The organism is Streptomyces griseus subsp. griseus, assembly GCF_000720255.1.
GTDB classification, from domain to species: Bacteria; Actinomycetota; Actinomycetes; order Streptomycetales; family Streptomycetaceae; genus Streptomyces; species Streptomyces griseus_I.
Window position 1 is genome coordinate 25719 of sequence record NZ_JOJE01000002.1, and the last position, 24905, is coordinate 50623.

Sequence of the window (24905 nt, forward strand, 5' to 3'; positions counted from 1 at the left end):
TCGTCTCCGCCGCAGTTGCCCGCCTCTGCGGATCGACGAAGACGTGTGTCTCGGTCGGCAGCGGCGAAGTGCTCCAGATGACGCGTAACCGCGTCGAGGAGTGTCTGGACCACGTCAGGTCAGGAGGTATGCCTTCAGGATCGTCACCGCGTAGGTGTTGCCGGTGGTGTCGGTCAGGGTGGATTTGAGGGAGACCGAGCGGGCGTTTTCCGGGTGGATCAGGGTGAGGGTCCTTTTGCCGTGGGTGGTGGTCACTGGGGCGGGGGACCAGGTCTTGCCGGCGTCGTAGGAGACCTTCACCGTCAGGGATTTCAGGTCAGTGGCCGCCGGGCCCTGGAGGGAGAGGGGGATCGTGGTGCGGCGGCCTGCGGGGGCCGTGCCGGTCGGGGTCAGCTTCGGGTGGAAGCGGACCGTGGAGAGGGGCAGGGAGCCGGAGTCGGACGGGCCGGACGTGACGGTCCAGGCCGCTGTCAGGCGGCTCGTGGTCGTGGCCACCCCTGGCGGGCGGGTCAGGTTCGTTCGGATCGTGTAGCGGGCAGGGACGGACGGGAGCTTCTCCACGGTCTGGCAGAGGTCGCCGTCGTTGTCGAGCAGGGTGCTGCCGTCCGCGGTCACCATGGTGTGGCGTTTCGCTGTGGAGGAGGCGGGGTGTCCGCTCCCGTCGGCGAGGTCGGGGACACACAGGCCGAGGGTGTCGCCGTCGCGCTGTGCGCCGTACGGGCCGCCGGTGATCGGGCTGAAGACGCCGACGTTGTACGTGGCCGCGTAGGTCCGGCCCGCCTGGTACGACCTCGCGCTCTCCGTGCCGTAGAAGACGTCCTCGTCGTCTCCGGAGGCGTTTCGCTGGCCCAGGTTGGCCGTCCACTTGAAGCCCTTGGGCGTGGTGACGTAGATCTTCGCGTTCGTCGGCAGCGGGAAGGGGTCGCTCACCGTGCCCAGCGACAGGGTGGGGCCGCTCCACAGGACGTTGACGATGCCCTTGCGGTGGGCGACGGACGAGCCGAAGTTCCGCTTCAGCAAGGCCAGTTCGTTCATGCGCGTGGTGTGCCGATAGCCGGTGGGGAAGCGGTCGGGCAGGTTGTGGAGCAGGTGGTAGGTGGTGCTGCCCTTCTGCCACAGGCCGCCGAGCTGCGTGCTGAGCCTCCCGGCCGGGGCGGTCGGTCCCAGGGCCGCGGTGCGCAGGTTCTTGAACGTTCCCCAGAACAGGGTGCTGTTGTGCGGTTCGCTCCCGGTGTCTCCGGTGCCCACGGCGAGGTTGAGCTGGCCGTCGGACATCTTCGCGCCCTGCGGCGCGGTGATCCGGACCGGCTTCGCCTTGCGCGCGTCGAAGACGACCGTGGTGTCCCCGGTCAGCGAGAGCCGCGGCCGGACCAGCGCGGAGGTGCCCCTGGCGTCGTCCATCACGGTGTCCACGACGTAGTCGCCGCGCGGGACCCGCACCCGGTACACGCCCTTGGAGATCTGCTCGGAGTCCTTGAGGTTCGTGGTCCAGTACGTGCCCGAGTACCCGAGGATCTCGGTCAGCGGCGCGCTCACGGGCCGGCCGCCGCGGTCGAGGAACTTCAGGGTGAGGTCGTGTGCCTCGGCCTCGCGTACGACGCCGAAGGCGGTCCGTACGGCAGCGGGGTCGGCGTCGTTCCGCGCGGTGGCGACCAGCGTGCCCGAGTAGGCGCCGTCCGCCGCCTCGACGCGGGTGTCCGCGGTGAGATCGACGTCGGCGGTGCCGCCCGCCGGGACGGTGAGCTGTGTGGTGCTCAGCGTGAACATGCCTTCGGAGGCCGTGCTGCCTCCGGGGCCGGTCGCGGTGGCCGTCAGGTCCAGGGTGACGGGGTGGTCGCCGTCGTTGCGGTAGGTGATGTGCTGGGTGACCGGCCGGTCGTCGGTATGGGGCCACAGCTGCTTGCCGAAGGACACGGAGGTCTGTTCGCTCGCCACCGCCCCCTCCAGTGCCCGGGACACGTCGAGCCGGCCCGTCCCCTGCTGGTAGCCGGTCGCGCCGGTGGTCGGGGTGGTGGACGCGGTGAGCGCCTGCTTGATCCGTGCGCCGGTCCAGTCGGGGTGGCGCTGGGCGAGGATCGCGGCCGCCCCCGCGACATGCGGCGTCGCCATCGACGTACCGGACATGGAGACATAGCCGTCGGCAGCCGGGTCGCCCATGTGGCCGTGCGCCGCCCTCGCCGAGACGATGGCCACGCCCGGCGCCGTGAGGTCCGGTTTCAGCGCGCTGTCGGCGGTCGGGCCGGTGCTGGAGAAGTCGGCGACATGGTCCTCGCCGTCGACAGCGCCCACGGTGAGCGCCGACTCCGCGGCCCCCGGGGAGTCGACGGTTCCCGCGTCGGGGCCCTCGTTGCCGGCCGCGGCGACGGTGAGCATGCCGGTGCTCTTCGAGAGGGCGTTCACCGCCGCCTCGACCGGGTCCTCCTTCGGGGTGTCGGCCTGGCCCAGGCTGAGGTTGGCCACCTTGGCGCCCTGCCCGGCGGCCCACTCCAGGCCGGCGATGACGCTGGAGTCGCTGCCCTCGCCGCTGTCGTCCAGCACCTTGGCGTTGAGGATCCCGGCACCGGGCGCGACGCCCGTGTACCGGCCGCCGGACCGTGCGCCGGAGCCCGCCAGCGTCGCGGCCACATGGGTGCCGTGGCCGGCCATGTCGTCGGTGCCGCCGGTGCCGGTGAAGTCCTTCGACGCCTTCACCGCCGAGGCGAGGTCCGGGTGTGTGGTGTCGACGCCGGTGTCCAGGACGGCGACCTTGACGCCCTTGCCGTCGTATCCGGCCGCCCAGGCGGCCGGGGCGCCGATCTGCGCGACGCCGCCGCCCGCCTCCCCGGCCTTCGCGCCGTCTTCGTCCGCCGGCGCCTTGAACCGGCCGTCCAGCCAGACCCGCGCGACTCCCTGCTCCTCGGTGAGGGCCTGCCACATGTCGTCGGCCCCGGCCTTGGGCACGGTGATCGCGGCGCCCGCCACGCTGGGCAGCTCCCGGCTCACGGTGGCGTCCGCGTCCGCGACCAGTGACTTCTGGGTGCTCCGGCGCTGGGCGGCCTTGCCCTCGTACGACACGATCAACGGGAGCGTGCCGCGCCGGGTGTCGTCGTAGCCGGCGCGTATCAGGCCGCTGACATCGAACAGCCGCATGTCCAGGACGCCTTGGCCGATCAGGGCGGCGGCGTCGGCGGGAACGACGTACTGATCGCCCCCGACGCCGCGCACGGACACCGGGACGTGCTCACGGCCCGCTGCCCGCCGTACGCCCGTAACCCGGCCCCGGGCGTCCAACCGGACCCGGTCGCCGGTGAGGAGGGTGACGTACCGGCCGGCCGCGGAGGCGGAGCCGGCCGTCCGCGCGCCGAGGGCGGGGCTGCCGGGCGCCGCGACCGTGGCGGTGTCCTGCGTCCGTACGCCGAGGCCGGAGCCCGTGGCCGCCACCGAGACACCCGTCATCAGCCCCGCCACCAGCAGGGCGGCCAGCGAGGCGCTTGCGGTTCTGTCGCGCATTCAGCTCACCTGCCCGGGGACCTGCTTGGCGGCGTCGACGACCGCGCGCTCGGTGATCGCGCTGGTGAACGTGACGGTACCGACCTTGAGGGGACTGTCCGCCGTGGACTTGACCACCACGATGCGCTCGCCGAGGAACTGCAGCGTCTTCTTGTCGAAGATCCACTCGGTGCGCTCGCCGTCGGTGTCGTTCTGCCGCGCGATCGCGACCCCGTGCCGGCCCGTGGCGTCGACCGCGTCGTCCACCGAGACGACTCCGGGGATCTTGGCCGCGGCCTTGTAGAGGGCGGCGCCGACCTCGGCGGGCGGGTAGCTCTCGAACAGCAGATCGCCGATCGCGACGAAGGCGGCCTGGTCGCGAGGGACTTCGGGGTCCCGGACGGCGTCCGATGCGCGGTAGATCCGCTGCAGCAGCGCGTCGGGGTCGGTCGGCAGCTCGGCCAGGGCGTTGTAGGCGCCGCTGAACGGGGTGTCGCTCTTCAGGGTGATGCCCTTGTCGCTGGTCTCGCCGGCCTCGATCAGCCAGCCGTCCCTGCCGTCGAGGGAGTTCCAGACCTGGCGGGAGTGCAGCTCGTTGCTGACCGCCTCGCGCTTGTCGCCGTCGGCCTTGATGTAGCTGTCGGCCACCTTCGAGGCGATGTAGATGTACTGGCCCTTGCGCGGGGTGGGCGCGGAGGTATCGGCGGCGGCCAGGGAGATGCGTGCGAGGAGCTGGGGGGCGCCCTTGGGGTCGGCGACGCCGACGCTGGTGGTCAGTGCGGGGCCGGTGGCCAGGGCGGTCCTGCCGCCGTCGGTTCCGCCGCCGGTGAGGGCGAGGCCGCCCGCGACCGCGCCGGCCAGGGCGAAGGCCGCGGCGGGCAGGAGGATCGTACGGCGCAGGAACGGGTTGGAGCGCTTCACGGGCGCGACCGGAGAGGTACCGGACGTACGGGAGGAGGTACGGAGGTCTTCGTGGATCCGGGCCATCATCTGCTCCTTGTGGAACTGGTGGCGGCCCGCCGGCAGATCCCGCTCGGCGGAGGGCAGCAGACTCTGCGTCTCCGTCCACTCAGCCGGATGGGGCCGGTGGGAGGGGCTGGCGTTCATCGGTTTCCTTCCTGTGCGGACCGGACCGCGTATCCGCGATCACCTGTTATCTGCCGGTTCGTGCCGATGGGTTCCCGTTTTCCTACGAGCAGTTGCGCGTCGGCGAGCTTGCGCAGCTTGGCGCGGGCGCGGGAGAGGCGGGAGCGGACGGTGCCGACCGGGATGCCGAGGGCACGGGCCGCCTCGGCGTACTCCATCCCCTCCCACAGGCACAGCGTCAGGACCTCACGCTCGGGGCGCTTGAGCAGGCTGAGGGCGGTAAGCGTGGCGTTGATACGGCGCCGGTCGTCCAGGCGTCCGGCGGTCTCCTCGGCGTGGTCCTCGACCCGTTCCTCGGCGGCGTGCGCGGCGGCCGCGGCGCTCGCCGCGTTGCGGTAGCGGCGGTTGCTGCGGTGGTGGGAGCGGGCGACGTTGGTGGCGATGCCCAGCAGCCACGGCCGCAGCGAGCCACCTTCGGCCTCGACCGAGGCCCGGCGCCGCCACGCCTCCATGAAGGTCGTCGACATCACGTCCTCGGCCAGCGACCAGTCGGCGGTCAGCCGGAAGGCGTGGTTGTACACCGCGCGGGCGCACTCGTCGAAGAGTTCCGCGAAGGCGTCCGGATCTCCGTTTCGCACCCGGGTTCGCATATCTGTGGTCACGTCTTGAACTGACGTTCGGTGCGGGCGAGTTCCGGTGAGACACGTCACAGCCGTCGCACATTTCACCGGGGCGATGACCGCACGAGGACTCGGTGGACATGGCAGCCACTCAGCCGCGCACCGCTCAGGCTGCGAGGCCCGAAAGCAAGGCGCCCGATCTGATGCGGGAACCGGTCCTCGGGTGCGCAGGCTGGTCGAGAAGCTGTTGGAGATGTCGAGGCCGAACGCGGGCGCGGAACAGGCTGATCCTGCGACGCCCACCGGCACGGGCGGGCACCGGTCTCACCGACGGTGAACGGCGCCGTTGTCGTCGTACCCAAACCAGGCCCGGGCTTCGGCAGAGCTGCTCGCCCACGGGCCGCAACACTTGCCGACCGGAGCGGCCGAGAACCGACGGGGCCAGGGCCTCGGGCTGACGATCGCGCCGGTCCAGGCACAAGCCATCCAGGCGCGCCCGGAATAGATCTCCCTTGCCCGACGATGCTCCGCCCTGTCCCGAGTGCAACAGCCCCTGTTGTCGCGCGGCCTGGTGCTCGCCGGGCAGGACGACGACGGCCGACGGACCTGCCGGACTTCGTGGCGGTGCACATGTAGTGGCAGTAGGCGGACCGACCAGGCGATCCGTTGGAGGTCTGCCCAGCATCGGAGCTGTTTCGCTGACATCCCACTCTGACATCAACAGAGCCGGACGGCGGCATACAGCAACATCTTCGGACGACCGTCGGACCTACCGACGACGGCCCAAGGGGCGGGCGTTGATCGAACTCCTAAAGCGGGTGTCGCAGGTTCGAATCCTGCCGGGGGCAAAGAGTTAAGGGCCAGCTCAGGAGAGGTTTCCTCCTGGGCTGGCCCTTTGTCTTGTTCGGGGTCGTGCCACACACGTGCCACTGGAATCCACGCGGAATCCACATCCCCTAGCCGGGTGGCTCTCCCCCACCCTCGCGGATCATGGCTCCGAGGCGATCCGCGCCAGCCCGGTCACGGTCGCTGGTCATGTGCTGGTGGATCAGCGCGGCGCGCGAGCTGCTGTGGCCCATCCGGGTCATCAGCTCACGCGTGCTGGCGCCAGCGGTCGAGGCCAGGGTGTTGCCCGTGTGGCGGAGATCGTGGAAGTGCAGCTCTGACGTCACACCTGCCGCCTTCCTTGCCGCCACCCAGTCGTCGCGGAAGTTGCTCCGCCGGAGCTGGCCACCCCTCGGACCGACGAAGACGGGTGCAGCCTGTCGTCACCGTTCCGTCACAAGTAGTCGCCGCACGGAACCCTGCCGCTCTCCCGTCCTGTCTGCACTCACGTACCACGACCACGCGTACCGCGGGGCAACAACCGACGACCGAAACCCGCGGACGAGACGACTCAGGGGGACGACAGCATGCGGCACAGCAACGGCATTCGCAGGGCGGCTCTGGCGACGACGGCGATCACGGCCGTCGCGGCGGCGGTGACCGGCATCCTGCCCGGCACCGCCATGGCGGCGAGCACCACCACCTCCACCCCGCCGCCCGCCTGCCCGGCCTCCGCCCTCCAGGTCAGCGCCCGGCAGGCCGTCCACCGGCCCGTCGGGACCGGGACCGGGGCGGCGGTCGTGCAGTACACCAACGTCTCCCGGAGGACGTGCGTTCTGAAGGGCCATCCGACGGTCGCGGGCGCCGGCAACGGCTCCCCCGCCCACAACACCCCGCTCAAGGTCACCCGCACCGGCAGGGCGGCCACCGTGACGGTCCGGCCGCACGGCAAGGCGTGGGTGAAGCTGACCTTCGTCCAGGTCCAGGGGGAGGCCGACGGCTACTGCGTGTCAGGCAAGGACCCGGTGACATATCCGACGATGGTCATCGGACTGCCGCACTCCGGGAAGCACCAGGTCGCCCTGAACGACGGGGTGTGGGCCGAGTGCGACAACAAGGTGACCGTCACCCCGGTCTCGGCGGTCAAGCCTTCCTGACCCCACCGTCCCCATAAATCGAGCAGCCTGCACGACGATCGCAACGCTCTGACCTGCACGTTTACGAGGCACTGCACATAAGTTCAGGTCAGCGACTCAGCGCACCTTCGGTGCGCGCCGGGGGCGTGGTAAATCCCGTAGCGGGCGCGGCTGTCGTAGTCGGCGGAGAAGCCGCAGCGCGGGGCGGTGGAGGCCGCGGTGTGCTTCTCGCGGCCCCGGTTGTCGTAGGCGGTGCCGACCTGGACGGGGTCGATGCGGGTGACGTTGCGGAAGCGGCGGTGGGCGGTGGGCGGTCACGGATGATCTCCTTTTCGTTGATCGCTCACCCGAGGGGTGCTAGGGCGTGTAGACAGGTGGCATGTCACAAGGGGCGCGGCGGCTGGCCGCCTTCGGTTCGGCCGCGTTGGTACTTGGGCTCGCGTGTGCTGGGGGAAGGTGGTGGCTGGGCGAGTCCTGGGGCACCGTGATCACCATGTGCTGCCTTGAGGTGCTGATCGTTTCGGCCGTTGTCGGAACGCGGCGAGTGTGGCGGAAGCGGTAAAGCCTCCGGACAGGGCCCGCCTTCAAAGCTGGGCGGCGATGGCTTCGGCCATGGGGGCCGGAACGCCGAAGCGGGTGCGGAGGGTCGGGGTGTCGATCGGGGCGCCGGTACGGGCGTGATGTTCGGCGGCGACCTTGCGGGCGTGGGCGACCAGGGCGGACGGCCAGTTCTTGGCGTTGTCGGTCATGACCCGCTCGATGCGGGTGATGCCGTGAGCGTGGAAGAACGCGGCTGCGCGGGTGAGGAAGCCCACGCAGGTGGTGCCCTTCTCGTCGAGGAGGATCTCGGCGTAGGCGAGGCGGGAGTGGTCGTCGACGGCAGCGTGGATGTATTCGTAACCCAGGCCCCGGAGCGATCCGGGTCGTTCGCCGCGGCCGTGGGCGCGATGGCCGCCGCCGGCGGGGGGTCCTGCCGAGCTTCTTGACGTCGACATGGATCATGTCGCCGGGCCGGGAGTGTTCGTAGCGGCGGCTGCTGGCCCTGGTGGCGCGGATGACCTGGCCGGTCAGCGGGTCGCAGCGGACAGCGGCGTGACTTCAGCTGATCACCTCCTGGACGCGGCAGCTCTGCACCACTACCGCACCAGAACGACCGGGGGCAGCGGGGAATTCTCCGTCATGACGCGGGGCGCGACCCCGGCCGCCGTGAGGAGGGTCGCGGTCCCGTGGCGGGCGTCGTGCAGCCGGATCACGCGGAGGCCGGCGGACTCGGCGACGCCGGTGACTCGTGGTCCTTGCCGCGCCGGGTGGCGTTCTTCCCGCGCGGTCCCACTTTCGCTACGCGCTGCCAAGTCTTGCCGGCCGCCTGCTCCGCGGACGCCAGAGGTGGACTCGGCGGCGGTGACCGTGCCGACGAACAACTGGGTCAGCGCCGACATGGGCTCGTGTTCGACGTCGGGCTCGGGCGAACGCACTCGGCCTGGAAGCCGTCGGGCACGCCTTGAGCCGGATCAGGCGGTGATCGAACGCGGGCACGGAACGGCCTTCACCGATGAGCGGCCAGCACTGCCGCGAGGCCCTCTTGCAGATCTTTGACGAAATACTCGGGCATTTCCAGCGACGGGAAATGTCCCCCGGCTTCGGGTGACCTCCATCGGACGATCTGTCGGTACCGCTCCTGCGCCCAGGGGCGCGGACACTTCTCGATGTCGCGGGGATACATAGTGATTGCTGATGGGACGTCGACCCGAAGTTCGGGGTCCAGCGAGTTGTGGCTTTCGTAATAAATGCGGGCCGCCGATGCGCCGGTCCGCGTCAGCCAATACAGGGTGACGTCGTCGAGAACGCGGTCCCTGGAAATCGTCTCGAACGGGCTGTCTTCGGTGTCCGACCACTCGGCGAACTTGTCGAGGATCCAGGCAAGAAGCCCGACCGGCGAGTCGACGAGCGAGTAGCCGATGGTCTGCGGTCGGGTTGCCTGCTGCTTCGCGTACGCCGCACGGTGGAGCCAGAAATCGCGGGTTTCCTCGGTCCACTTGCGCTCGACCGCCGTCAGCCCGTCCGTTGTCAACCCGGGCGGTCCCTCCGCGAACGTGGTGTGGATGCCGAGAACGTGCGCCGGGAACCTGCCACCGAGAACCGTGGTGATGTTTCCTCCCCAGTCGCCGCCGTGGGCTGCGAACTTGCTGTAGCCGAGCCTTCCCATCAGTTCCACCCATGCGGCCGCGATCTTCTCGGTTCCCCACCCGGTGGTGGCCGGCCTGTCGCTGTAACCAAAGCCTGGTAGCGACGGGGCCACGACGTGGAACGCCGGCGCGTCTGCACTTTTCGGATCTGCCAGCTCGTCCACTACATCGATGAACTCAGCAATGCTGCCTGGCCAGCCGTGCGTCAAGATCAGAGGCGTGGCATCTGCGCGCGCGGATCGGCGGTGCAGGAAGTGGATTCCCAGATCATCAATGGTCGTGCGGAACTGGCCGACACGGTTGAGGCGTTCTTCGAAAGACCGCCAGTTGTACCCGGTGCGCCAGTAGTTCACGGCATCGACGAGGTCGGCGAGAGGAACGCCCTGTTCCCATCGGCGAGGGTCTGGCGCGGCGCGACAGACCGTCTCGACCTCCGGTAGCCGCGCCGCGGCCAGTCGCGCGCGCAGATCGTCGAGGTCAGCGTCAGTCGCGTGGGCTTCAAATGCTTGCACGTCGCTGGTTGGACGGGGCATGAGACCTCCTGGCCATCGCGGAACCGGCTGCGATCCATCGCGAACCGGCTAAGACGGTTCTAGCAGTTCCCTGAGCCGTGCCGCAACCAGCTAAGGTGGTTCCATGCGCCCTGCGTTCCCTGATTTCCGCCTCGGCAACGTGCTAGCGACCAGCTTCACGGGGACCCTGTCAGAGCGTCATGGCGACGCTGTGGAGCGCATTCCCACGCCGCAGCGACTCGTCGACTGGCTGGCGGTGAACGGCCTCGCCGTGGACTCCTGCACCACTGCCCAGCTCGACCTCGCTCGGGAACTGAGGGAGTCGATTCACGCCGCCGCGACAGCGGCCGCGACCCGGGACGCTCTCCCCGCGCCTGCTGTCCAAGTCATCAACGACTGCAGCGCTCAGGGTCGAGCCGCGGCCATCCTGACGCCGGAGGGTAAGCGAGAATGGCGGCTCAGCTCGGCTTCCTGTGTGGAAGATGCCCTCAGCGTGATCGCCGCCGACGCGATCAGCATCATCGCAGGCGAACGAGACGGAAAATTGGCCTTGTGTGCGTCACCAACCTGCCAAGCCGCCTTCTTCGACACCAGTCAAAGCCGCACCCGCAAATGGTGTGACATGAACACCTGCGGGAATCGTCAGAAGAAAGCGCGCTTCAATGCCAACCAGCGCAAAAATCCCAGATCAGGGTGATGGAGGCCAGGGGTGCAGCCAGGCACCCGCGCGCCTGGTCGGTCGGCGCACCCACGGTCAGGTCAGCGCCCCCGCTCCCCCGCGGGCGCCGCTGCGAAACGGTGTTCCGAGAAAGGGAGCACGGGCGCGGTACGAGCCGGGACGCGGTTGGGAGCCGGGCCGGCGGAAGGTCGATCACCGCGCGCCGGCGTCGGTCTTGGATTTCGATCGACGGCGAACACGCCCAGGGCTGCAACCGGCAACTCAACGCGGGATGTTCCTGTGTGCGTTCGCCGCCTTGTACGATCCCGCGTCCGTACGATCCCGCGTCCCCGGCCTACTTCGACACATGCCAGGCCCGCGAGGAGACCCACGCGGGCATCAGCACGGTGTTGTTCCCGCGTGATCCGCATCAGGCATGGCTGGCGGGCCCCTGAACGCCGGTGATCGGTGCGAACGTGGTTGCGGCGACCAGGAAGCGGAAGTCCAGTGCCGCCCACAGCTCCGCCAGCAGCGCGTCCGCGTCCTGGGCGGCGGTGTTCAGGTCGAAGTGGCGCCGGGCGGTCGACACGGTGTCTCCGTCGGACTGGTAGGTGCTCAGCATGACCGCCTGCCCTGGAGCCAGATCGCCCAGCGCGACCACGGTGGTGTCCGCGCTCTCCCGCTCGCCCTCCGGGCGGCGTGCCGCGCCGAACCAGGCCCGCTGGTCGACACGGTCCACGACGGCGGTGATCCGCGGTGTGCAGATCGGCGGGTCCGGCTCGTAGCTGAGGTCCTCCAGCGCGCTGCCGGGCGCGAGGCCCTTCGCCAGCCGAGCGGCGACCTCCGCCACCTGTTCTCCGTTGCCGTAGACGGTCCATCGCTCGTCCGCGGTCGCGGCGACGTAGTGCCGGAGGCTGTCGTGGCCCGTGGCACCGACCGGTACGACGGTCAGCTCACCGGACGTGGTGAGTTCCATCCGGCGGGCCCGGGATGCCTCGCTCCGTCCGGTGAGCGCGTACCCGGCGGTCAGTTCCCCGTTCAGGGTGCGTGCCAGCAGGATGAGCCGACCGGGGTAGGGGTTGTCCCGAAGGGCTTCCAGGATGGTGGTCATGGGCCAGTGCCTTTCTGATTCAGCTCTCGTGCGAGATCTTCCAAACGGAAGAGCGAGGTGAGTATCACACCAAAGCGCGCGAGTGCTTCGGCGGCACCTTGGCAGCGGTCCAGGAGGACGAACACGCCGACCACCTCGTGCCCGGCCTCTCGCAGGACCTCGACGCAGCGCAGGCCGGCGGCTCCGGTACCCGCCACGTCGTCGACCACTGCTACGCGCGAGGCGGCCGGGGCCGGGCTGGTCAGCAGTCCGGGCACACCGTACTCCTTGGGAACGCGGCGTATTCCGCGGGACTCCAGCACCCGGTCGTGCCGAACGCTGGCCAGGGCCACCGCGGTGGCCAGCTGGGCTCCGGCCGCCACCTCTCCAGCGACCAGTTCGGCATCCGTCCGCGCGATCGCGAGGTAGAGCTCGTCGGCGAGCGCGGCGAGCAGTCGCGGTTCCCCGAGAACGCGATGGCCGTCGAAGTAGTCGGCCAGCGGTGTTCCGTCCCCGCGCCGGCCGGGGCAGAAGGGCCGCCGGGCCAGCAGGGTTCTGGCCAGGTGGCCGGTCACGATGCCAGGCTCCGTTGCGCCGCACCTTCGCGCAGCAACTCGTCGACACGAGCGCGAACCTGCGTGAGCGTCGGCTCGATGCCCAGCGCGTCGGTGTCCAGACCGATCAACTGGCCGTCGGCCACGAGGCGCTGGAAGCCGTTGTAAACGCCTTCCATGTGGGCCATGTCGATCGGGCGCTCGCGTTCCGCGGCACGGCTGCGTATCCGTTGGACGGCCACATCCACAGGACTGTGGACCAGCACAGCCAGGTCCGGTTTCGGCAACATGCCGACCGTCTGGCGGAACCAGCTCTCCAGGCGCTGACCGCGAGCCAGGGCGTTGGCGACCGTGGTGTAGATGTAACGGTCGCAGATGACCACCCGGCCGGCCGCCAGCTCGGGGAGTATGTCGCCGCGTGCGTGGTACAGACGGTCGCCCAGCGTGACCAGGTACAGCGCCCGGTGCAGAGCCGGGTCGTCTCCGCCGCGCTCGGCGAAACCGCGGAAGACATCGGTCGCCCGAGCGCTCGGGGTGGGCTGGAACGTCGTGAACACCTCGTGGCCGTCGGCCCGCAGGGCGGCCGCCAGGCCGTTGACCAGGGTCGTCTTGCCCGCGCCGTCCGTTCCCTCCACCACCACGAAGAGGCCTTGCTCGCCGTGCGGCCGCATGGTGTCGAGGAACTGGATGCCGGCCCGGCCGGATTCCGGAGCCTCGGGCGGCCGACGCACGGTCACGGTGCCCTTGGACACCTCTATCTCGATCAACGCGGTGACCTCCACGCCGAGTTGTGCGAGCGCGTCCCGACCGCCGTTGCCTGCCTTCTCGACGACGACGGCGATCTCGCTGACCTCCGCGCCGATCTGGCGAACGGCGGACACCAGCGACACCAGCGTCCCTCCCGTGGACAGCGTGTCGTCCACGAGGCAGACCCGGTCGCCCGGCTCCACGCCGTTCACGTAGAGCTCGCCCTGGGTGTATTCGCTGACGAAGCCGACGCGGTACCCGGGTACGGCGTACGGGTAGGTCCTGGCGATCGCCAGCGGGATGCCGGTCTCCAGGGACAGGGCCGCTCCGATGACGGCGCCCTTCTCCTCCTCGACAAGGATCTTGTCGCATCCGGTCAGATCCAGAGCCGAGCGGAGTCTGTCGACGACGTGGCGCAGCAGCTCGGGACGCAGGGCCGGTATGTGGTCGCACAGTTCGTTGACGGTCGTGAGGTAGCGACCGGAGTCGAGCACACCCGCTGCGGCGTAGGCGTCTTCCAGCATGTTGTTGTCAGCCTTCCAGGAGATGACGGATCCGGGCCCGGTCCGGTTTGCCGGCAGGGGTTCGCGGAATGGTGTCGGTCAGTGCCCAGCGGCGGGGAACGGCGAAGCTGCTGAGGTGCTCGCGCAGATGGCCGGCGAGTTCCCTGATCGTGGCGCCCGGCGTCGTTTCCACCATGGCGGCCACCGATTCGCCGCGGTCGGGATCGGCGACGCCCACCACGACGGCGTCGAGGACCGCCGGGTGGTCGAGCAGGCGTTGTTCCACCTCGACGGGGCTGACCTTGGCACCGGCGACGTTGACGAGGAGCTTGGCGCGGCCGGTCAGGTGCAACAGGCCCTGTGGGTCGACGAAGCCGAGGTCGCCGGTGTCCAGACCACCAGCGGTGCCGTCGTCCACCGCCGGAATCGGCCGGTGCCGGCCTCCCGGGCTCAGGTAGGTGGTGGGGTTCGCCGGGCGGTCGACGACTATCCTGCCGACCGTCCCTGCGGGCGCCGGCCGGCCGTCGGCGTCCAGCACTCGGATGTCGACCCGGGGAACGGGGACGCCGACGGACTCGGGGCATGCCGCGGCATCGCGCAGGTTCATGGTGGCGATACCACCCTCGGACAGGCCGTATTCCTGGCATATGTGCACCCCGGTGGTGCGCAGCCAGAGGTCCGCCCACGAGGGGTGCAGCGGCGCTCCCCCGCACAGCGGGTAACGCAGGCCCGGCAGCCCGGCCTGCCGTATCGCCTCCGTACCGGCCAGGGCGCGCAGCACGTAGGGGGTGCCCGCGATCGTGCCCGGGCGGTGGCGCAGAGCCAGCATCGCCAGGGCGGCCGGGTCGTAGTGCGGTACGAGGATGCTGGGGGCTCCGGCCAGCAGTGCCGCGAACAGCAGACCCGAGGCGAAGCTGTGCGTCACCGGGGTGCCCATCAGCACGGCATGAGCGGTGTCCAACTCGAGAGAGTGGGCCACGGCTGACGCCTCGTCGTGGAGGTTCGCCGCACTGCGCAGCACCCCTCGAGCCGTGCCCGTCGTCCCGGAGGTGAGGTGCACCAGCGCCGTGTCACCGAGGTCAGCTCCTTCGTGTTCGGTGAACTTCACCTCGGGGCCTCCGCGCAGTACGCCGGCTGCGCCGAGCTCATCCGCGAGCGCGGTCGCCGGATTCGCGGGCATGGCCTCCGGGATGGCGAGCACGGCGTACCCCTTGACCCGCAGGGCCAGCAGATCCACCACCCACGCGGTGTCGGCTCGCCGGTGCAGGGCGATCAGGCGGGGTTTTCGCCGTGGCCGCTCGGGCAGACCGGCGCAACGGTGTTCGACGGCACGCACCAACTCGCCCCAGGAGAGGGTGGTGCGGGGGTCGATCAGCGCGGGGGCCGCCGGGGTCCGGCTCGCGTGTCTGCGTACGTGCTCCCACATCACCCGGCACTCCGTTCCACAGGCCGGCGGTAGTGCACCAGGATGGTGGCGCAGTAAGGGCCGGTGGTGGCCACGACCGCGTCCTGCGCTTCACCGTCCGCGATCCGCCTGATCGCCAGAAGATGGGCATCCAGGGCGGCAACCGCCCCGGCCGCGGGTTCGGCCTGGGTCCACCGGCCCGCCTCGGCGTCCGGTTCCTCCAAGCCGCCGGCTACCAGCAGCGCCGGTGGTCGCGCGCAAAGCCTCTTCACCGCCACGTCCAGTGCCGCTGGGCCGGCCGGCCGAGAGGCGATGGGCAGTCTGGTGTGTCCGGCGAGTTCCACCGAGGCTCCCACCGGAGCACCGCCGTGTCTCGGAGAACCCAAGGCGATCACGGTCGCGGCGGCCGGCAGGGGTGGGGAGTCCGGCGGGACGCGCAGACGGTTCTCCGGAGCGTCATAGCCGCCGATGAGGATGGCGGGGACCTGGCCGCTGCGCACCGACCGTGCGCCGCTGACCAGTGCCTCGACGGCTCCCGTGGCCCCGAGGTAGGTCTCGGTCCTTCCCCGGATGCCGTGTATGACGGACGTCGCGGACGCGGGAGTGTTGAAGGTGGACAGCGCGAAGTCGAGCGGGTCGACCCCGCGGATGCCTCGGGCCCGCAAGGCGGCGTGCATACGGGCGTGGTGGTGCTGCTGGCCGAACTCCGTCCCGATGAGCAGCCCTCCGTTCAGACAGTCGGAGCGCCACTCCTCGGGCAGCCCGCCGAGCAGAGCGCCCACCGACGCTGCCAGCAATTGACAGGTGCGGTCGGGGCGTGGGGTGGTCAGCTGCCGCCCGGGCAGCGGAGCGGAGCGCACATCGAAGGCGGGGTGCCAGCCGACGGCTTCCACATCCTCCGTGCGGGATCGGCCTGCGGCGATGAGGTGGACGGGGACCGGTTGCGGTGCTCGGCGGGCAGCGGGTTCCCGGCCGATGACGACCGTGCAGTTGGCTCCGCCGAACCCCGATGCGTGCACCAAGGCGGAGCCGGCCGGGTGGGCTCGGCGGCCGCGGGACGGCTGTACCGCCGCGGTCGCCGGATCCTGGATCCCCTCACCCAGTACGGGCGGCACCTCGTTCCGGGACAGTCCCTCGACGGCCGCCGCGAGGGTGAACAGCCCCGCGGCGCCCTCGGTGTGGCCGATCGCGCTCTTGATGGCGGTGGTCGGCACGCCGGACGGGCCGGGCGACAGTACCTCCTCCACCGCTCGGGCCTCGGCGAGATCGCTCGCCGGGGAGGCAGTGGCATGCGCGTGGAACACACCGATGTCCTCGGGCCGGCAGGCGGCGTCGGCGAGCGCCGCACGCATGGAGCGGGCGATGCCCTCGGACGCCGGCGTGGTGAGGTGACCGGCGTCCGAACTCGCTCCCCAGCCGGTGACCGCCGCGCGGGTGACCGCACCGCGCCGAGCGGCGTGTACGGCGGACTCCAGCACGACGACGGTGGCTCCCTCGGCGAGGACGAAGCCGTCCCTGTCGGCTGCGAACGGCCGACAGCGCCTCTTGGTGAGCAAGCGCATCGAGCGGAAACCGGCCAGGACCACCTCGGTCACCACATCCACGGCGGCGACCAGCATGACCTCCGCCTCGCCGGCCCGGATGCGCTCGGTCGCCCAGGCGACCGCTCCCGTGCTGGAGGCACAGGCCGAGGAGAGTACGGCGCAGGGCCCGGTCAGTCCGAGTTCCTCGGCGACCACCACGGCGGGCCACTCCTTGCGCAGCGGACCGTGGCCGTCGGTCGGCGCCTGACCGCCGAAGGCCTGCTCCGGCAGGTGCCACCCGGCGCTCGTCGAGGCGAGGACCAGCCCGGCGCCCTGGATCCGGACGCTGTCGAGGCCGGCTTGCGCGATCGCCTCCGAAAGAGCGCCGCGCAGCAGCCGTACCGGCCGGTCTTCCCGCGGGCCGTCGTGGTCCGGAACCTCCAGGACGCCGACGACTCGCATCGCCGTCGCGTCGAACCCCGTCGGCGGGTGCGGTTCGCAGCCGGTGAACAGGCCTGCCCAGAAGCGCTCGACGCCGGAGCCGAGGGGCGAGACACAACCGAGGCCCGTGATGACGGCGGTGGGCTCGTGGGTCATTCCGCGGGCTTCCGTAGGGCCGGTTCGATGATCCTCAGCAGATCCGCCACGGTCTTCGCAGAGCCGAGGTCGGCGTCGTCGATGTCCAGATCGAAGGCCTCTTCCATGTCCGCGGCGAGCGAGAGGAGTTCGAGCGAGTCGATGCCGAGCGCGGTGAGCTGGTCATGCGGCTCGGGCTCCAGCTCGCTCTCCCCAAGTTCGGGACTGTGGGATCTGAGCAGGGCGACGAGGGTGTCGTGGGTGGGTGTCGCGGTCACGGATGACTCCAGTGCTGTGACTAGTGAAAGTCCGGGTCGAGACGACCCATGTGGCTCAGGCCGACCCTCAACTGCTCATCGGGGCCGTAGGTGTTGTAGAAGACCTCTCGCTCCGGATCGAAGATCCGGGCACACGGCAGCACGGAGGGGCCTCGGACGAACAAGGTGACGCACGGCTCCGTGTCGCTCTCGTTGCTGACCTGGTGCGGCCGTCCGGCCGGCAGCGAGTTCGTTTGTCCTGAGGACAGGTCCTGCCGCAGTTGGACGTCGAGCCGTGCGGTCCTTGCCGCTTCATCGCAGTGCAGGATCTCGAACTGCCGCTCGTGGTAGCCGCCGCGGAGCATGACGGTGCTGCAGTGCCATTTGTGGAAGTGCACCTTCTCGATCGCGCCGCCGTTCTGGCGCTTGGTCTTGAAACGGTGCAGCCGCACCCTGAACGGGCTGTCGTCCTCCACGTGGAGGACGAACTTGTCCATGAGAATCCGCGGGTAGTTCATGTGCGGTGCGAGCCGACCGAACAACTCGTCGTCCGCGAGAATCGCTTCCGTGCGTTCGTGGACGAGTTCCGGAGATGCTGACGCCATCAGCAGGATCTCCTCCACGACCGGCGCCTGGCGCTCCATGTAACTCGGATCAGACCAGTCGACATCCGCTTCGAGCGCGGCGACGAAGGCGCTCCAGTCCATTGTGGTTCTCCAAGCAGTGGCGAAAGAACGAGTCGCACGCGAGGGGACAGGCCGAGGCGGCAAAGAGATGCGCACGAGGAGCTTCATCGGGCCAAGTGGGCCTCGGCTGGCGGCGACCAACGGAAACGCTCAAGGTCTCTCATGTCCCAACATCAACTGTCAACCGCCATGGGCCAGTCACGCAGAGTCAAACATTCTTTACCTTTGGAGAAGATCTGAAGGGTTGTCGGCCACTGATGGTTCGCCCTAGCGTTTCCCGGCGTTGTCACCCCAAGTGATGCGACAGGCAGCGACGCGGCTGGTTTGACGTCACACAATAAAATCCAGGCAAACGGAGTACCTGTGATTGCTCAAATCCAGCCGCTCGGCAGGGGTCGCCCAGGCGAGAAAGTCTCGATATTCCTCGTCCTGATGACAGATTCCGTCGTCAACGGTCTCTTCGTCCCCATGTCCCTTCTCTACCTGTCCGCGACTTCGGGCGAGTCACTGGTGCGAGTCGGAACCCTGTTGAGTATCGCCGGGGCCATAACGCTGCCGTTGCCGTTGTGGGTTGGCCGACTCGTCGACGGTGTGGGGCCCAAGCGGGTCGTGCTGGTGGCGCAATTGCTGCAGGCAGCCGGGTTCGCGGGGTATCTCGTGACGACGAGTCCAACCATGCTCTTCCTCGCCGCGTTTGTGACATCGCTGGGCCAACGGGCTTTCTGGTCCTCCGTGTTCACTCTGGTCAGCTATCTGGCCGACGGGGATTCCGATGCCAGGGCGCGCGAGCGGTGGTTCGGTGTCATAGGTTCGCTGCGCGCAGCCGGCTACGGCGTCGGTGCGCTCACCGCGGGTGTCATCCTGTCCATGCAGTCGAACCTCGCCTGGCGCGGCGCGATCGCGGCGGATGTCCTGCTGCTGGTTGCGGCCGCCGTGCTGGTCGGGGCAGGTGTTCCCGACAGGGCCGCTCCCAGCGCGGGGCATGACGGGGAACACCACGAGCGCGGATACCGGGTGTTGTGGGCCGATCGTCCTTACCTGGGACTGGTGGCACTGAACACGGTGTTCGCTCTCTGCAATGTGATGCTCGGCATCGCGTTCCCGCCGTTCGTCACGCACCGGCTCCCGTCGATGATCTGGGCGATCGGGCCCCTACTGGCGACCAACACGATAGTCCAGGCGATATTCCAGCCCCTGGTCGTCCGCTTGATCCGCCCTTTTTCAAGAGACAGGTCGCTCTGTCTGGCCGGCTCTCTTTGGGCCTCTTGGGCCTGCTTGACGATGGCCCCGGAATGGGCGCCGCGAGTTATGTGGCTGCCCTGCCTCGTGACGGCCATCCTGTGTTACTCGGCGGCTCAACTGGTGCACTCTCCGGTATCGAACGCACTCGCCGCGGATGCTGCGCCCGACCACGTGCGAGGTCGTTACCTTGCGATTTTCCAGACCTCTTTCGCTGTTGCCACGGTGGTCGCACCGCTCATGTTTTCCGTTCTGTTCGAACAGTCGAGCTCCGCTCCATGGGCCAGCCTCGTACTCCTCGGCCTCCTCACGATTCCGACGACCTTGTTCCTTGCCTCGCGCCTGCCTAAGTCCGCGCTATTGGGAAGAGTGATGCCCGCGTGATCAAAGCCACCTATGAGAAGCCTGCCGCGGCCGAGGGGGACAAAGCATGTCCGCCGGATCCGGACGATATTTACCTCGGTGGCCTGGTGATGGGGTATCGATGGCCGGGCTTCTTCTACGCTGCCGACCAGAACCATGAGGCGGTTGGTTTCGCCGGGTATCCCCTGGGCGGGATAACGATGATGGATGTCCTTTTCGGACCGGTGGAGAATCTCTGTAAAGGCCAGAGCATCACCAGCGGTTGATCACACATGACATCGAGCGTGAATGGGGCAGGTATGAGCAGCGTTACTGAAAAGGCGCATTTCTCACTGGCCGCTGTGGGTGCTGGACTGGTATCAGCCACCCATCCCGGGGCACAGGAGTACGGCCGCCAACTTATTCGGCAATGCGACATCAGCTTGATCGCGGACCGGGTCGGCGAGTTCACCAAGTTCCTCAAGGTGAAGAAGTGTCTGGCCTTCATGCCCGGCGTACGAGAATATTTCGACGGCGGCCAGTTCGACGAGATGTGGCAACTGTGCCAAGTGCTCGACATTGTCACGGATGCGCGACTCGAAATATTGCTGCCGGCATTCACAGCGCTTCGGCAGACCGGAATGGAGGTCATGCCCATCAAGGGATTCGACATGATCTACGCATTCCCCAACGCGAGCGGTAAGAGGTTCGTAGTCGACGCCGATCCGCTGGTCCCTCCCGGTGATGTCCAGAAAGCACACGACATACTGGTCGAGGCCGGATTCCGGCAGGGGACGATAGACAAGTCCCGGCTCGATGCGGCAGGCACTGGCCCTGCGCTCATGCCGCTGGAGGACCGGGACCTCGAGTGGATGCTCGAGAACCACCACCAGGCGCACCCCTACTTCACGTTCTTCTCCCCCGAGCTGTCGCGCGAACAGGTGGATCTCCTGACCCGGCACACTCCGGCGGTTGTCATCGACGGCAAGCCCTACGCCGCGGCGGCGGTCGACCTGCACTTCTCGATCGCGTCCGGATTCGAGGAAGAGGACCAGTGGCCCTCGCGCCGCAAGGTCACGCTGCCGGACGGACTCGAATACCCCGCACTCGATCCGGAAGTCTACCTGTGCCTGTATCTCGGCAGGGCTTACAGCGTGACGCAGGCATTCAATGACCCGCCATTGCAGACGATCGCAGACGCCACCAGGGTCGTCGCGGCCTGCGAGGTCGACTGGTCGCGATTCGCCCGCCTGGTGGAGAAGTACCGGCTCTACGCCCCTGCCTATTACGGGCTTCAGCAGTTGTCGACGATTCTCGAGGATCCCCATTGTGTGCCTGAAGATCAGGTCGCATATTTTTATGACCTACTCCAGGCGCATCCCGACTACGACTTGGGCGACTTCAGTGCCCGATTTCTCTCGACCGTCAACTGCGTGCCGTTCGCCGAGGTGTTCCGACCCCAAGGCACAGGAATTGCGCGTCGAATGGTGTCCGGTTCCTGATTGTTTGTGACGCAGTGAGCCGGCCGGCGGTGCACGGGGCGCGCGGTGTGGGCGCCACTGCGGCGAGTGCGATGCAGGCCTGAGGGGGACGGATGGCAATCAGGCCGCTGGAGGGGGATGCCGAGGGCGAGCAGGTGGTGTCGTAGCCGAAGTCGTCCAGCAGGCAGGTCAGGGCCTCGATCACGGCTGACGGGGACGCGCCGGAGTGGTCGGCGGTGAAATCGCGAAGGGCCCCGTCCCCGTACAGGCTGCCACGGTGCGGGCCCCGTGCCGAGGCTCCGGGCGATCATCGGACATCGGACGGTGCTGCGGATTCAGGGCCGTGGGGTCAAAGGCCGAGCCACGATCACATGCGCGTCGATCACACCACGGTGAAGTCGGCCGCCTTCGTGTCCAGCGTCGTGTCGCCGTCCTTGTCGGTGGCCAGGACGGCGACGTGCCACAGACCACGCGGAGACGCCTCGGCATCGGCGCGCGTGACGGGGACCTTGTAGGTGCACCGCACGGTGTCCCCACCGGCCGGCTTGCACACCGCCGTCTCCGCTGCCGCCATCTCCTTGACGGTCAGCCCCTTCTTCGCGAACGACGACTTCGCCGGCCAGGCCAGGACCTTCACGTTCTTCACACCGGAGGACGCCGTGACATCAGTGGTGAAGGCCAACGAACCACCCCGATCACCTTCGGGGGCAGCGTAACGGGCCGTGCTGTGCGCCAGCACCGGAGGCTGGCCCTCGGCGTGGGCCAGAGCGAAGGCCCCGGCACCGCCCAGGACGACAACACCGGCGGTCACGGACAGAACGATGCGACGCGACATGAGAAATTCCCCCCACAGGATCAGCTGCATCAGACCGGCGCTCCTTGCTGCGCCGCTGCACCAATCCTGGCCGCGCAACAAGCACCAGGTATGAGCGCACATACTCAACTCCCGCCTGAGTAAGGCCAGTCCGTCAGTCAAGACGAAGGCGAGAGGCTGGCAACTGCCGTCGACCGGGGATGGGCATGCAGGGCTGAGCGAGATAAACGGTCACCCGGTCAGTGATCCCTCATGCGGTCTGTCAAGCCGCGTGAGCACCGGGCGGGGTGAGTTCGTGGCACCGGCCGCCGCGTAGGAGTGCCCAGAGGACGTTGACGCGGCGGCGGGCGAGGGCGAGGACGGCCTGGGTGGCCAGTCGCTTGGCATGGCGCTTGTGCATCTTCTTGCCGGGGCCGTCCGTCCCAGTGGCGCGGGTCGAGTCCTCCTGCCCGTTGGGTCCGGGCCCGACCGGGTCTATCGTCGGAATCATGGGGCCAGGACGAGGAGGACGGCCGGTGATGCCACAGGACGAGGCCGTGATCGGCTGCACGGGGAAGGTACTCATCGGAACCCGCGGATCCGCGGGGCCCGGAGAGGTTCTCGTGCGGGTCAGAGGCGGCTCCGAGACCTTTCTCGCCTGGTCGGAGGATCCCCTGCCCATGGGGGCGACAGTGCTCGTGATCGAATCACGGGGATGTCGCGAGGTAGGCGTCATCGAGTGGGTGGATCCATTGGACGCGCTCGGCGGCGGTCCCGTCGGCGCCGGCTGAGGAGTGACAGGCATGTTCGGTTACCGCGTTCCCGCCCCCGATGAGGCGATGCTGATCTCGGGAGGCAGGCGGGGACTGGGGGGAGCGCCGTTCCGAGTGGTGACGGGGCACGGAAAGTTCGTGCTCCCGATCTTCCGCAAGACCCGTTTCCTGACCCTGTCGATGTGCGAGTCCGAGGTCACCGAGACCTGTGTGACCAGGCAGGGCATCGCGCTGCATGTCCGCGCCGTCATCGCCTTCAAGGTCGGCAACGACCACGAGAGCATCATCAACGCGGGCCAGCGCTTCCTCTCCGACCAGGACCAGATGTCGGTGCTGACCGGCCGGATCTTCGCCGGCCACCTGCGGGCGATCATCGGCTCGATGACGGTCGAGGAGATCGTCACCGAGCGGCAGAAGCTCGCCGCGGAGGTCCTGGACACCTCCAAGACGGAGATGGCGAAGATCGGCTTGATCGTCGACTCGCTGCAGATCCAGTCCATCGACGACGGCGACACCGGTTACATCGACGCGATGTCCGCGCCGCACAAGGCGGCCATCCAGCGGCAGGCGCAGATCGCCCAGGCGCAGGCCACCCAGGCCGCCGTCGAGGCGGAACAGGCGGCAGCCCGCAAGCAGGCCGAGTACGCCCGGCAGACCGCCGTCGTCAAGGCGGAGTACTCGGCCGAGGTGGACCGCGCCCAGGCGCAGGCCGCGCAGGCCGGGCCGCTGGCGCAGGCACACGCCCAGCAGGAGGTGCTTGCCGCCCAGACGGAGCTGGCCCAGCGCCAGGCCAAGCTGCGCCAGCAGCAGCTGGTGGCCGAGGTCGTGAAGCCCGCCGAGGCCGAGGCCGAGCGGGTCAGGATCCTCGCGGCCGCCGAGGCGCAGCGGATGAAGATCCAGGCGGAGGCGGCGGCCTCGTACGACCGGGTCGCGCTCGACCGGATGCTGATCGACCAGCTCCCGCAGATCGTCAAGGAGGCCGCCGGCGGCCTCGCCGGCGCCAACGTCAACGTCCTCAACGGCGCGGACGGGCTCGGGGAGATCGCCGCCGGCCTGGTGTCACAGGGCCTGACGATCCTTGACTCGGTCCGACAGAACCTGAACGGCCAGGACTCCGAGGGGCGCCGTCCCGGTGACCGCCACCCCGAGGAGAACGACGGCAACGGCCTGCTCCAGCTGCCCACCACCAGGGAGAGGAAGTCGAACGACGGTCCGGTGGACGTCGACTAGGGACGGCTGCCCTCTGCGAGGCGTACTCACGTACACGTGGTGGCCACGTGCACGCCGGACGCCTCGTACTGGTCGCCCAACAGGGTCACCAACGTCCGCACGCCGGCCTTGCCGGGAGAGGCGCGTTTGACGCGTGGTGGGTCCGGCCTGGTCAGCCCCTGCCCCAGGATGAGAGGCATCGGCTGCCGGATGTCACTGCTCTGGCCCCTTGGGCCGGCGGCTCGACGTAGTTCCCGCCGCAGCGGCGTGATCCGCTGTCTTCTGGAGGGCGGGGATCAGGTCCGCGATCTGTTCCAGCTGGTCGCGCTGGGAGCGCAGGCCCACGGTGCCGAGTCGTACGACGATGTGCCGGGCGCCGGCGGCGACGTACTGTCCCAGGCGTTGGAGCACTTGGTCGGCGGAGCCGGTGACAACGGCCTGGATCCTCGCCAAGTCCGCCAGCGGCATGCCGTATGTGGCCCGTGCGTAGGCGTCCAGTGCTCGACCGCCGCTCTCGGTGTCGTCGTCGATCCGTACCGAGACGAACAGTGCCGGGGTGATGTCATCGGCCGCGCGTCCGGCGTCGGCCGCCGCTCGGCGGACATCGCGAAGGCCGGACGCGTAGTCGGCGGGGTCAGGCGGATAGGGAAGCCATCCGTCGTACGTCCGGCCGGTGCGGGCCAGCGCCGCGGGGGACGCGCCGCCGAGCCAGATGGGCGGGCCGCCGGCTCGGGACGGCCTGGTGGTGGGCGGGATGTCAGCGAACCGGAGGAGCTCGCCGTGGAAGGAGTCGGCGCCGTCCCACAGGGCCCGCCACAGCGCGACCGTCTCGTCCAGGCGGGCGAAGCGCCTCTCCCACGGCAGCTCGGACAGCGTGTAGAGGGGCCGCCCGAAGCGGCCGGGGAAGCCGGCGCCGACGGTCACGATGAGCCGGCCGCCGGACAGCAGGTCGATCGACCCGAGCGACTGGGCGGCCTGGACCGGCCGACGCAGGAACGGCATCAGTGCCGCCGTACCCAGTGTCACGGTCTCGGTCGCCGGGGCGAGTGCGGCCAGCATCGTGAGTGCCTCGATGCGCGGGCTGATCAGGGAGTCGTTGACGAAGAGGGAGGAAAAGCCCAGGCGTTCGGCCGCGCGGCCGAAGGCGACCAACTCGCGAGGGTCGTCGGCCGGGCCCCACTGCGCGGTTCCGGTCGGAAGCAGTACACCGATGTCCATGCCGGCGATGTTCACGGC

The 24905-nt window shown here is 69.1% G+C and carries 23 protein-coding genes and 4 pseudogenes; 7 read left to right on the plus strand and 20 right to left on the minus strand.

The genetic code is table 11. The features are described 5' to 3' along the window. Window positions 1–114: 114 nt before the first annotated feature. The 4 genes and pseudogenes from IG99_RS03730 to IG99_RS03745 all read right to left on the minus strand — a co-directional run. Window positions 115–3489, minus strand: coding sequence for a S8 family peptidase (locus tag IG99_RS03730; protein ID WP_051864892.1), 3375 nt, complete (start codon window positions 3487–3489; stop codon window positions 115–117). Continuing rightward, window positions 3490–4575: a CU044_5270 family protein gene (locus IG99_RS03735; RefSeq protein ID WP_037669761.1), complete on the minus strand. Its 1086-nt coding sequence runs from the start codon at window positions 4573–4575 to the stop codon at window positions 3490–3492. Then, window positions 4572–5216 (minus strand): RNA polymerase sigma factor, encoded by a 645-nt coding sequence (locus IG99_RS03740; protein ID WP_037669764.1) that lies wholly within the window; start codon window positions 5214–5216, stop codon window positions 4572–4574. Before IG99_RS03740 ends, IG99_RS03735 begins: the two co-directional genes overlap by 4 nt. A gap of 914 nt (window positions 5217–6130) precedes the next feature. Beyond that, window positions 6131–6427 (minus strand): annotated as a pseudogene (locus IG99_RS03745) (tyrosine-type recombinase/integrase); the annotation flags it as partial. 159 nt (window positions 6428–6586) lie between these two features. On the opposite strand from IG99_RS03745, the gene IG99_RS03750 reads away from it, so the two are divergent. After that, window positions 6587–7156 carry a DUF4232 domain-containing protein gene (locus IG99_RS03750; protein WP_037669767.1) on the plus strand — a complete coding sequence of 190 codons (570 nt, stop codon included), beginning with the start codon at window positions 6587–6589 and terminating at the stop codon, window positions 7154–7156. Window positions 7157–7239: 83 nt separating this feature from the next. Here IG99_RS03750 and IG99_RS47370 read toward each other — a convergent pair whose 3' ends face one another. From IG99_RS47370 to IG99_RS03765, 5 genes and pseudogenes are all read right to left on the minus strand, one after another. Continuing rightward, window positions 7240–7410: a mobile element transfer protein gene (locus IG99_RS47370; RefSeq protein WP_107055827.1), complete on the minus strand. Its 171-nt coding sequence runs from the start codon at window positions 7408–7410 to the stop codon at window positions 7240–7242. Between the two features lie 309 nt (window positions 7411–7719). Then, window positions 7720–7860, minus strand: a pseudogene (locus IG99_RS50070) (DUF2637 domain-containing protein); the annotation flags it as partial. 12 nt (window positions 7861–7872) lie between these two features. After that, window positions 7873–8212 (minus strand): annotated as a pseudogene (locus tag IG99_RS47375) (IS481 family transposase); the annotation flags it as partial. A 95-nt stretch (window positions 8213–8307) separates the two neighbouring features. Then, a pseudogene (locus IG99_RS50075) lies at window positions 8308–8418 on the minus strand (tyrosine-type recombinase/integrase); the annotation flags it as partial. Between the two features lie 263 nt (window positions 8419–8681). After that, complete coding sequence (locus tag IG99_RS03765; protein ID WP_037669769.1) at window positions 8682–9854, minus strand: epoxide hydrolase family protein; 1173 nt, start codon at window positions 9852–9854, stop codon at window positions 8682–8684. Window positions 9855–9957: 103 nt separating this feature from the next. Between IG99_RS03765 and IG99_RS45015 the strand changes: the two genes are divergently transcribed. Further along, on the plus strand, window positions 9958–10530 hold the full coding sequence (locus tag IG99_RS45015; protein ID WP_078947518.1) for a CGNR zinc finger domain-containing protein: 573 nt from the start codon (window positions 9958–9960) through the stop codon (window positions 10528–10530). A 391-nt stretch (window positions 10531–10921) separates the two neighbouring features. Here the strand turns inward: IG99_RS45015 and IG99_RS03770 are convergent, their stop codons facing one another. Genes IG99_RS03770 through IG99_RS03805 form a run of 7 tightly spaced genes read right to left on the minus strand, consistent with a single transcriptional unit; the run spans window position 10922 to window position 17853 of the window. Beyond that, window positions 10922–11602: an IMP cyclohydrolase gene (locus IG99_RS03770; RefSeq protein ID WP_051864897.1), complete on the minus strand. Its 681-nt coding sequence runs from the start codon at window positions 11600–11602 to the stop codon at window positions 10922–10924. Continuing rightward, on the minus strand, window positions 11599–12156 hold the full coding sequence (locus IG99_RS47380) for an orotate phosphoribosyltransferase (RefSeq protein ID WP_037669770.1): 558 nt from the start codon (window positions 12154–12156) through the stop codon (window positions 11599–11601). The genes IG99_RS03770 and IG99_RS47380 overlap by 4 nt, the downstream gene beginning before the upstream one ends. After that, a complete protein-coding gene (gene tmk, locus IG99_RS44770; protein ID WP_063768287.1) occupies window positions 12153–13406 on the minus strand; it encodes a dTMP kinase in 1254 nt (417 codons plus the stop codon). Before tmk ends, IG99_RS47380 begins: the two co-directional genes overlap by 4 nt. Before the next feature lie 7 nt (window positions 13407–13413). Then, window positions 13414–14811: a class I adenylate-forming enzyme family protein gene (locus tag IG99_RS03790; RefSeq protein ID WP_037669773.1), complete on the minus strand. Its 1398-nt coding sequence runs from the start codon at window positions 14809–14811 to the stop codon at window positions 13414–13416. Continuing rightward, on the minus strand, window positions 14811–16910 hold the full coding sequence (locus IG99_RS44070) for a beta-ketoacyl-[acyl-carrier-protein] synthase family protein (protein WP_051864899.1): 2100 nt from the start codon (window positions 16908–16910) through the stop codon (window positions 14811–14813). The genes IG99_RS03790 and IG99_RS44070 overlap by 1 nt, the downstream gene beginning before the upstream one ends. Beyond that, window positions 16907–17167, minus strand: a complete 261-nt coding sequence (locus IG99_RS03800) for an acyl carrier protein (RefSeq protein WP_037669775.1) — start codon at window positions 17165–17167, stop codon at window positions 16907–16909. Before IG99_RS03800 ends, IG99_RS44070 begins: the two co-directional genes overlap by 4 nt. Before the next feature lie 20 nt (window positions 17168–17187). Further along, a complete protein-coding gene (locus IG99_RS03805; protein WP_037669778.1) occupies window positions 17188–17853 on the minus strand; it encodes a hypothetical protein in 666 nt (221 codons plus the stop codon). A 342-nt stretch (window positions 17854–18195) separates the two neighbouring features. Between IG99_RS03805 and IG99_RS03810 the strand changes: the two genes are divergently transcribed. The 3 genes from IG99_RS03810 to IG99_RS03820 are packed head-to-tail and all read left to right on the plus strand — an operon-like array spanning window position 18196 to window position 20915. Then, window positions 18196–19455 carry an MFS transporter gene (locus IG99_RS03810; RefSeq protein WP_051864901.1) on the plus strand — a complete coding sequence of 420 codons (1260 nt, stop codon included), beginning with the start codon at window positions 18196–18198 and terminating at the stop codon, window positions 19453–19455. Further along, complete coding sequence (locus IG99_RS03815) at window positions 19452–19700, plus strand: hypothetical protein (protein ID WP_037669780.1); 249 nt, start codon at window positions 19452–19454, stop codon at window positions 19698–19700. Before IG99_RS03810 ends, IG99_RS03815 begins: the two co-directional genes overlap by 4 nt. 33 nt (window positions 19701–19733) lie before the next feature. Next, complete coding sequence (locus IG99_RS03820; RefSeq protein WP_037669783.1) at window positions 19734–20915, plus strand: nucleotidyltransferase family protein; 1182 nt, start codon at window positions 19734–19736, stop codon at window positions 20913–20915. Window positions 20916–21276: 361 nt separating this feature from the next. Here the strand turns inward: IG99_RS03820 and IG99_RS03825 are convergent, their stop codons facing one another. Further along, complete coding sequence (locus IG99_RS03825; RefSeq protein WP_078947535.1) at window positions 21277–21729, minus strand: DUF5707 domain-containing protein; 453 nt, start codon at window positions 21727–21729, stop codon at window positions 21277–21279. Between the two features lie 241 nt (window positions 21730–21970). Beyond that, window positions 21971–22198, minus strand: a complete 228-nt coding sequence (locus IG99_RS45020) for a hypothetical protein (RefSeq protein WP_078947521.1) — start codon at window positions 22196–22198, stop codon at window positions 21971–21973. Between the two features lie 28 nt (window positions 22199–22226). On the opposite strand from IG99_RS45020, the gene IG99_RS03830 reads away from it, so the two are divergent. Together IG99_RS03830 and IG99_RS03835 are read left to right on the plus strand one after the other, a co-directional pair. Next, complete coding sequence (locus tag IG99_RS03830; protein ID WP_037670197.1) at window positions 22227–22478, plus strand: hypothetical protein; 252 nt, start codon at window positions 22227–22229, stop codon at window positions 22476–22478. 12 nt (window positions 22479–22490) lie between these two features. Further along, complete coding sequence (locus IG99_RS03835; protein WP_037669787.1) at window positions 22491–23690, plus strand: SPFH domain-containing protein; 1200 nt, start codon at window positions 22491–22493, stop codon at window positions 23688–23690. Window positions 23691–23716: 26 nt separating this feature from the next. Here IG99_RS03835 and IG99_RS49495 read toward each other — a convergent pair whose 3' ends face one another. Both IG99_RS49495 and IG99_RS03840 read right to left on the minus strand, forming a co-directional pair. Next, window positions 23717–23869 (minus strand): hypothetical protein, encoded by a 153-nt coding sequence (locus IG99_RS49495; RefSeq protein ID WP_199815449.1) that lies wholly within the window; start codon window positions 23867–23869, stop codon window positions 23717–23719. A gap of 13 nt (window positions 23870–23882) precedes the next feature. Further along, entirely contained in the window at window positions 23883–24887 is a 1005-nt protein-coding gene (locus IG99_RS03840; protein WP_037670198.1) for an LLM class flavin-dependent oxidoreductase, read from the minus strand. Window positions 24888–24905 lie beyond the last annotated feature (18 nt).

Excerpts from the sequence above, each read along its gene's own strand:
- IG99_RS03730 (WP_051864892.1), bottom strand. The coding sequence starts at position 3,489 with ATGCGCGACAGAACCGCAAGCGCCTCGCTGGCCGCCCTGCTGGTGGCG.
- IG99_RS03735 (WP_037669761.1), bottom strand. The coding sequence starts at position 4,575 with ATGAACGCCAGCCCCTCCCACCGGCCCCATCCGGCTGAGTGGACGGAG.
- IG99_RS03750 (WP_037669767.1), top strand. The coding sequence starts at position 6,587 with ATGCGGCACAGCAACGGCATTCGCAGGGCGGCTCTGGCGACGACGGCG.
- IG99_RS03765 (WP_037669769.1), bottom strand. The coding sequence starts at position 9,854 with ATGCCCCGTCCAACCAGCGACGTGCAAGCATTTGAAGCCCACGCGACT.
- IG99_RS45015 (WP_078947518.1), top strand. The coding sequence starts at position 9,958 with ATGCGCCCTGCGTTCCCTGATTTCCGCCTCGGCAACGTGCTAGCGACC.
- IG99_RS03770 (WP_051864897.1), bottom strand. The coding sequence starts at position 11,602 with ATGACCACCATCCTGGAAGCCCTTCGGGACAACCCCTACCCCGGTCGG.
- tmk (WP_063768287.1), bottom strand. The coding sequence starts at position 13,406 with ATGCTGGAAGACGCCTACGCCGCAGCGGGTGTGCTCGACTCCGGTCGC.
- IG99_RS03790 (WP_037669773.1), bottom strand. The coding sequence starts at position 14,811 with ATGTGGGAGCACGTACGCAGACACGCGAGCCGGACCCCGGCGGCCCCC.
- IG99_RS44070 (WP_051864899.1), bottom strand. The coding sequence starts at position 16,910 with ATGACCCACGAGCCCACCGCCGTCATCACGGGCCTCGGTTGTGTCTCG.
- IG99_RS03805 (WP_037669778.1), bottom strand. The coding sequence starts at position 17,853 with ATGGACTGGAGCGCCTTCGTCGCCGCGCTCGAAGCGGATGTCGACTGG.
- IG99_RS03820 (WP_037669783.1), top strand. The coding sequence starts at position 19,734 with ATGAGCAGCGTTACTGAAAAGGCGCATTTCTCACTGGCCGCTGTGGGT.
- IG99_RS03825 (WP_078947535.1), bottom strand. The coding sequence starts at position 21,729 with ATGTCGCGTCGCATCGTTCTGTCCGTGACCGCCGGTGTTGTCGTCCTG.
- IG99_RS45020 (WP_078947521.1), bottom strand. The coding sequence starts at position 22,198 with ATGATTCCGACGATAGACCCGGTCGGGCCCGGACCCAACGGGCAGGAG.
- IG99_RS03830 (WP_037670197.1), top strand. The coding sequence starts at position 22,227 with ATGCCACAGGACGAGGCCGTGATCGGCTGCACGGGGAAGGTACTCATC.
- IG99_RS03835 (WP_037669787.1), top strand. The coding sequence starts at position 22,491 with ATGTTCGGTTACCGCGTTCCCGCCCCCGATGAGGCGATGCTGATCTCG.
- IG99_RS49495 (WP_199815449.1), bottom strand. The coding sequence starts at position 23,869 with ATGCCTCTCATCCTGGGGCAGGGGCTGACCAGGCCGGACCCACCACGC.
- IG99_RS03840 (WP_037670198.1), bottom strand. The coding sequence starts at position 24,887 with ATGGACATCGGTGTACTGCTTCCGACCGGAACCGCGCAGTGGGGCCCG.